Source organism: Gudongella ferriphila, from assembly GCF_046224405.1.
In the GTDB taxonomy this organism is placed as follows: Bacteria; Bacillota; Clostridia; order Tissierellales; family Tissierellaceae; genus Gudongella.
Genome location: NZ_JBJXRK010000050.1, coordinates 1 through 6,242, shown reverse-complemented (window position 1 = coordinate 6,242; position 6,242 = coordinate 1). Strand labels below are relative to the sequence as shown.

Sequence of the window (6,242 nt, the reverse complement as noted above, 5' to 3'; positions counted from 1 at the left end):
TCTTAGAATCTCTCGATAATTGGTCATTATTGACCTCCTTGATAATGTATTTACATCTAATAGATGCATAAGTACATTATATCGAGAAAATAGTTATAGTAGTGGCTCACGGTCCGGAACAGTGGCTCTGATTAAAACGGAATAGTGGCTCAGTTTGATCGGACTGATGGCTCAAAGTAGTCCGGAATACTCAGTTGAAAAGCCAAGTGTTGAGGATGCACCTTCAAATATTGCCATTCTTGGAAGGTATATCATCAACCCTGCCATCATGGAGGCTATTGAAGAGACAGAGCCTGGTAAGAAGGGTGAGATACAGCTTACTGATGCCTTAAAGATACTTTCCCAGAGAGAGGCAATGTATGCCTATGTGTTTGAGGGTAAGAGATATGATGTTGGGAACAAGCTTGGATTTCTTGAAGCCACAGTTGAGTTTGCCCTGAACAGGGAAGATCTAAGGGAAGATTTCTTGAATTATCTTGAAAAGGTTATTGAGGTGGAGAAGGAAAGGATAAATAAATAGATTATTATTGGTGAGTCACCGCTCGCAAGCCTTATATGGCTTGAAACAATCGGAGGGATTATGAAATGGAAGAATACTCGAGGATAGTAATTGAAGAATACTGTATGAACCATAAATCCAAGAAAAGTGAGCAGTTAAGAGAATTATTGGAACTGTCATATACCATGGAAGAAGAAGCAGATGACTGCGATGCGATTTTTTTAGAGAAAATGATCAGTAGTGAGAAAAATCCTGAGCTTAAAGAGGCTTTGCAAGATTTGGATGATTATCTATTTGGGTAGTTAGATGAACAAGGAGAAACATTCAACATTATGATTGAAGCAAACAATGGATTTACACAAGAAGAAATGGAGAGAGTAAACTAAACAGCCCCTCACACATGGTGAGGAGCTGTTTAGATCTAAGGGTTTGTATTAGTGTATGCACTCGGTCATTTGCAGGCATTCAGATATTCCCAGATTCATTTCCTGGGCACACTGCGCTATTAGAAGTCCGCCCTTTGTTGTTGCCATTCTGGAGACATTGTTTGCTGCAAATGTTGTGCTTGATGATAGCAAAATTAATAAACTTAGTGCTGATAATGATATAAACTTTTTCAATTTATTCATCCTTGGGATATTTTGTTGTTTGAACAGGCTCTTATTGCCATATATAGTTTATATACAAAAATTATGGCTCAATTGTGACAGATGAAATATATCTGATAAATTCCTCGAGGGTTTTTCTTTTTTATTAAGAATAGTTGATTCTTTACCCGGCCATTTTGGTAAAATGTAGTAGAGGAGCACGAGTTCCTAGAAGGAGAGGATTGGATGTGCTTGGTAGAGCTAGATATCCAACAATAGCAACAGTTATTTCTAAACCAAGGGGGAGTAATCGAAGATGAATTTATTTGAGAGTTATATCGTAGCCCTGACCAACCTATATGGTATTGTTCCAGCAGAGATTCTTAAAGATATCTATAATAGCCAGAACGATGAGCAGATAAGTATTGAAGAGGTCAACGACATTCTTGACAACTTTCCTGAGAATCTAGCTGAGGCATTTGTCTATTCATATAGGGGTCATTTTGTCCATGATGCTGTGGTGGAGTTTGATGAATTCGATTCTTTGATGAGTAAGAAGGCTGGTAAGCCATACTACATACCAGAAAAGGAAGAGCTCCTAAAATATACTGATGACTTTTACTATGAGGTAACAGAAGAGTTTGATGATCTTCTGGACTATGTAAGTGATAATCTCATCAAAGATCGAGATAGAGCTCAGGAGCTGGTTGAAGAGATTCAAGGATCTTGCCAGATTGGAAGTTCTATGAAGTATGTCATGGACAACTTCGACCACTTCAAGGTCGACTTCAAGAGCATTGAGCAGCTTAATGAGGTAATGAAGCTTGTAATGGAGCTTTCAAACAATACCAGGATTTGGGAGAACAATGGTCATACCCCAATGGAGATATTCGAGAAGTTTGAGAAGCCAAACATTAGACCACTGCCCGAGGTACCATTTGATTTTAGTGCAACCAATGTAATTGATATGAAGACCAGGAAGAAGATAGGCAGGAATGATCCATGTCCCTGTGGCAGTGGGAAGAAATACAAGAAGTGCTGTCTGGGTAAAGATGAGTCCAATTAGCTTGGGGTGTAGAATGTGGACCTGTTTCCGTGTGGGTGGGCCACTTGTACCGATCTCAAAAGCAGGAGTATAAATTGATTAAATAGATAAATGAAAAGCAACTAACATTGAGATTGGCTTAGATGATTGCTTAAGTTATTACCAGAGGTCATCACCTAAGCTTCACCTAAGCATCACCTAAGATGATTTTCAATCTCATAAATTATTTCCAATTCAAATTTACAATAATTTGACTAGGTTTGAGTGGGTGATAATGTGAAAATCATGGTTCATGTATTTGTCAATGGAAATCCGCGCCACTGGTGGTACAGTTTTAATTTAACACAAACAAAGTTTATGAAAGTATGAGCGAGGAGCAATAAGATGAACTCAAAGGATAGAAGCGAAGATTATTATAGGGAACAACGCTTAGTATTGGCGCTCATCATTGTATTGATTTGGTCGGCCATAAATGCCCAGGATTATTTTGCATGGACCATGCTTACAATTCCAGCGATAATTTATGCAGGAACTTTGATTGCAACCCACAAGAAATTTAGATTCACCTATTTTGCTTATGTACTTGTTTTCATTCATATTGTGATACTTCTAATCGGTGCAAAATATACTTATACTCACAATCCATTATTCGAGGAACTGAAAGAGACATTTGATTTTTCTAGAAATTACTATGATCGTTTGGGGTATCTGGCCCAAGGGTTTGTGCCTGCTATAGTTGCAAGGGAGTTTCTGCTTAGGAAGGGATATTTCAAGAAGAGCAAATTCTTTTATCAAAATCTCTTGGTAAGAATACTCCTTCCTCTGTAGGTAGGAGACGAATTACCAGGTCTCCCTACAAAACACTTGTTCGACTAAGCTAACTGTGATATACTCATATCAAGGAGTTGAGTATGATGAACAGAGCATATAAATATAGAATATACCCAACAACTGAACAGGCTGATTCAATTAACAAAAATATTGGATGTAGCAGATTCATCTACAATCATTTTTTAGCATTAGCTAAAAGTGATGGATACTTAAACTACAGTCAATATGCAAAGGCTCTTCCCTTGCTTAAAAAAGCATATCCATTTTTGAAAGAAGTGGAATCTACATCTCTACAACAAACACTAAAGGATCTAGACAAATCCTTTGCTCACTTTTTTAAAAAGTTAGGAGGTTTTCCTAAATTTAAAAGCAAGCGAAACCCTAAGCAGAGCTTTCGTTGTCAAATGGTAAATAACAATATCCAAATTACAGATAATTACATAAAACTGCCAAAGCTAGGCCTAGTGAAATTTGCTAAATCCAGAGAAGTTGAAGGCAGAATTCTTAATGTTACCATCTCAAGGACCAACACAAATAAATTCTACATATCGATTTGTGTTGATACTGAGATTGAGACCATGCCCTCATCTTCTGGCGAAATTGGCATCGACTTAGGCTTAAAAGACTACTTAGTAACTTCGGAAGGCTTAGTAGTACCTAATCCTAAACACTTTAGAAAATATGAACGGCAATTAGCCAAAGCTCAAAGGAGACTTTCCAAGAAAAGAAAGGCTCTCAAAATTATGAAAAAGTTAGGCTTCAAGTAGCGCTTCTTCACGAGAAAATTGCAAATACCAGAAAGGATTTCCTGCATAAACTATCCACTACAATAGTAGCCGAAAACCAAACTATCGTTGTAGAAGGATTAAAACCTAAGAACATGATTAAAAACAGACGATTATACAAATCTATAGCTGATGCATCTTGGGGCATCTTTCTTAATATGCTTGAATACAAGTCTTCTTGGTACGGAAGAAACTATGTCCAAGTAGATAGCTTTTTCCCAAGTAGTCAGCTATGTTCAAATTGTGGCTATATTAACCAAAATACAAAGAAGCTACATGTAAGGACATGGGAATGTCCTCATTGTGGTGCATTTCATCATAGAGATGAAAATGCAGCTAAAAACATTAAAGCCGAAGGCTTAAGGATAGCTTCATAAGCCTTTTGCCACTATATGTTAGGGTGCTGGAACCACCCGATTTTAAGCCTGTGGAGTCTTAAATAAGACCTTGCTACCTAAGGAGGCACAAGACTATGAATCAGGAATCTCCCACTTCTATAAGTGGCGAGAGTGTTCAAGTTACTATTTTTGCATTTGTACTGGCCATAAGCGCAGCTTGGGAGCTTTTGGAGTTCTTTGCAGTTGTAATTTCTAATCTGCCTGCAAGATATGTACTTTCTCTTCAAGGGGATTATCTGGATACTCAAAAGGATATGCTATTGGCTTTTATAGGCGCAGCACTGGCTTTGGTGACTTTGGGGAAGACTCATGATAAGAGGATTAGGGATATTTCTGAAGAAAGATCTTAGTTCCGTCAAGAAATAGTTTTATTAGTGAAATTCTATAAACATTAATTGCAGTTTACAAGTAGTCCGGGTAAATTTCTAAAATATTAGGAGAGAAGAACATGCAAACAGTTAAGATTGAGAATTTGGAAAGCCTCATTAATAAAGGTGAATGTATAACAATTGAATTTAAGGAAAGTAAGAATAAACTAAACAAAGATGTATATGAATCCGTATGTGCTTTTTTGAATCGCCATGGTGGTCACTTACTACTGGGTGTCAAAGATAATGGTGAAATTGTAGGTGTAGAAAAGGACTCAGTAGAATTACTCAAGAAGAATTTTGTTTCTTCCATTAACAACCCACTGATATTGAATCCAACCTTTTATTTGAATGTAGAAGATTATGAAATTGATGGGAAGACAGTTTTACACATAAACATTCCTGAAAGTTCACAAGTTCATAGATATAAGGGTAAAATATTTGACAGGAATGAGGATGGAGATTTTAATATTACTGACAATACCACATTGGTCTCCAAACTGTATACTAGAAAACAAAGTACTTATACTGAAAATAGAATTTTTCCTTACGCTGACATGGATGAGCTAGAAGGTGATTTATTTACAAGAGTTAGGAAAACTGTTGGAAACTTAAGACCTGGTCATCCTTGGGTATCGATGGATAATATTGATCTGTTGAAAAGCGCTGGGATGTATTTGAAGGACCAGAGTACAGGTAAGCAAGGTATTACTCTCGCAGGCATCCTGATTTTTGGCAGCGAACTGATGATACAAACAGCGCTTCCGCACTATAGGACAGACGCAATATTGAGAAGAGAGAATCTTGATCGGTATGATGATAGGGATGATATTAGAGTTAATCTTCTAAGAAGTTATGAAAGACTAATGCAATTCATTTCAAAACACCTCAATGATAAGTTTTATCTTGAGGGTGATCAAAGAGTTAGCTTGAGAGATAAGATTTTCAGGGAAGCAATCTCAAATTTACTGATTCATAGAGAATTCTCGAATCCTTTTCCTGCAAAACTAATTATTGAGACGAATAGGGTTTATATTGAGAACAGCAATAAACCACATGGAAACGGAATCATTGACCCAAATAATTATTCTCCTTATCCTAAGAACCCAACAATAGCAAAATTCTTCAAAGAAATTGGTTGGGTAGATGAGCTTGGCTCAGGGGTTAGAAATATATACAAGTATAATAAGATCTACTCTGGAGCAGAACCTGAATTCAATGAGGGAGATGTGTTTAAGACAGTTATACCATTGACCCCTCAAGCAAGCCCTCAAGCAAGCCCTCAAGCTACACCTCAAGCTGAAACTGATTCGGAGGATAAGCGAACGGAGTTAATCCTGGAATTCTGCAAAGAGCCAAGAAGTAGAAAAGAAATTCAGGAGTTTTTGGGATTGAAAGATAGGAAATATTTTGCTAACAGTATATTGAAACCACTAATTAAAGGGAATCTTTTGAATCTCACAATGCCTGATAAACCAACAAGTCCAAATCAAAAGTATTACTCAGATAGGTAGATATACGTATAAATGTAGATAATATAAAATGTTTAATTATTAAAACCAAACAAAAGTTTGCCAAAGTCACAAAATGCCAATTTTGTGACTTTTGGTATTTTTTGTTCAAAATATCAAAAACTGTATCTAGTCGAGCTGATACAAAAAAACTAATATAACAATATAAGTTGAAATATAACACAAATAATGGTATATTAAAATCAATATATGTTACA

The 6,242-nt window shown here is 36.5% G+C and carries 9 protein-coding genes; 8 read left to right on the top strand and 1 reads right to left on the bottom strand.

The window, feature by feature from the left end:
* The first annotated feature begins 154 nt into the window (after nucleotides 1-154).
* Both ACKVDP_RS13485 and ACKVDP_RS13480 read left to right on the top strand, forming a co-directional pair.
* Nucleotides 155-520 carry a sugar phosphate nucleotidyltransferase gene (locus ACKVDP_RS13485; RefSeq protein WP_409229420.1) on the top strand — a complete coding sequence of 122 codons (366 nt, stop codon included), beginning with the start codon at nucleotides 155-157 and terminating at the stop codon, nucleotides 518-520.
* Between the two features lie 65 nt (nucleotides 521-585).
* Nucleotides 586-801, top strand: a complete 216-nt coding sequence (locus tag ACKVDP_RS13480) for a hypothetical protein (RefSeq protein ID WP_409229419.1) — start codon at nucleotides 586-588, stop codon at nucleotides 799-801.
* A gap of 132 nt (nucleotides 802-933) precedes the next feature.
* Here the strand turns inward: ACKVDP_RS13480 and ACKVDP_RS13475 are convergent, their stop codons facing one another.
* Complete coding sequence (locus tag ACKVDP_RS13475; protein ID WP_409229418.1) at nucleotides 934-1,119, bottom strand: hypothetical protein; 186 nt, start codon at nucleotides 1,117-1,119, stop codon at nucleotides 934-936.
* A 283-nt stretch (nucleotides 1,120-1,402) separates the two neighbouring features.
* Here ACKVDP_RS13475 and ACKVDP_RS13470 point away from each other — a divergent pair, with 283 nt between their 5' ends.
* From ACKVDP_RS13470 to ACKVDP_RS13445, 6 genes are all read left to right on the top strand, one after another.
* Nucleotides 1,403-2,152, top strand: a complete 750-nt coding sequence (locus ACKVDP_RS13470) for a YecA family protein (RefSeq protein WP_409229417.1) — start codon at nucleotides 1,403-1,405, stop codon at nucleotides 2,150-2,152.
* A gap of 363 nt (nucleotides 2,153-2,515) precedes the next feature.
* Nucleotides 2,516-2,959: a DUF2238 domain-containing protein gene (locus tag ACKVDP_RS13465; protein WP_409229416.1), complete on the top strand. Its 444-nt coding sequence runs from the start codon at nucleotides 2,516-2,518 to the stop codon at nucleotides 2,957-2,959.
* Between the two features lie 83 nt (nucleotides 2,960-3,042).
* Nucleotides 3,043-3,729, top strand: a complete 687-nt coding sequence (locus tag ACKVDP_RS13460) for an RNA-guided endonuclease TnpB family protein (RefSeq protein ID WP_409229415.1) — start codon at nucleotides 3,043-3,045, stop codon at nucleotides 3,727-3,729.
* On the top strand, nucleotides 3,654-4,124 hold the full coding sequence (locus ACKVDP_RS13455; protein WP_409229421.1) for an RNA-guided endonuclease TnpB family protein: 471 nt from the start codon (nucleotides 3,654-3,656) through the stop codon (nucleotides 4,122-4,124). Before ACKVDP_RS13460 ends, ACKVDP_RS13455 begins: the two co-directional genes overlap by 76 nt.
* 95 nt (nucleotides 4,125-4,219) lie before the next feature.
* Nucleotides 4,220-4,495, top strand: a complete 276-nt coding sequence (locus ACKVDP_RS13450; RefSeq protein ID WP_409229414.1) for a DUF2238 domain-containing protein — start codon at nucleotides 4,220-4,222, stop codon at nucleotides 4,493-4,495.
* A 98-nt stretch (nucleotides 4,496-4,593) separates the two neighbouring features.
* A complete protein-coding gene (locus ACKVDP_RS13445) occupies nucleotides 4,594-6,027 on the top strand; it encodes an RNA-binding domain-containing protein (RefSeq protein ID WP_409229412.1) in 1,434 nt (477 codons plus the stop codon).
* The last annotated feature ends 215 nt before the right edge of the window (nucleotides 6,028-6,242 follow it).